This window comes from Vibrio sp. 704 (assembly GCF_033339295.1).
Map to the genome: position 1 here is coordinate 1 of NZ_JAWOUH010000804.1, position 567 is coordinate 567.

The 567-nt window shown below is 46.0% G+C and carries 1 pseudogene; it reads left to right on the forward strand.

The annotated features are described in order from the left end of the window. Positions 1 to 567: pseudogene (locus R7R24_RS29225) on the forward strand (glutamate--cysteine ligase); the annotation flags it as partial.

The window sequence follows — 567 nt, forward strand, 5'->3', positions numbered from 1 at the left end:
TAGCAACAACACCTCATCCAGAGGGGTTGGGCTCAGCGTTCACAAACAAATGGATCACCACCGACTTTTCTGAATCGTTGCTGGAGTTCATCACTCCGGTTTCTCATGACATTCCAGAATTGATGGCGCAACTGAAAGACATTCACCATTTCACTCAAACCAAAATGGGCGAAGAAAAGATGTGGCCGCTTTCTATGCCATGTTATGTCGGCAGTGAAGATGATATTCAGCTTGCTCAGTACGGTTCATCGAACTCGGCGAAAATGAAAACATTGTACCGTGAGGGGCTAAAACGCCGTTACGGTAGCTTGATGCAGATTATTTCTGGTGTTCACTTCAACTTTTCATTCCCTGAGTCATTTTGGGATGCGCTTTATGGTGAGCAGGATGAGCAAGCTCGCCAAGACACCAAATCAGCCGCTTACTTTGCTTTGATTCGTAACTATTACCGTTTTGGTTGGATGATCCCTTACTTCTTTGGTGCATCGCCAGCGTTATGTGGTTCGTTCATTCAAGGCCGTGAGACTAAACTTCCGTTTGAAAGCATCGGTGGGACACTGTATCTCC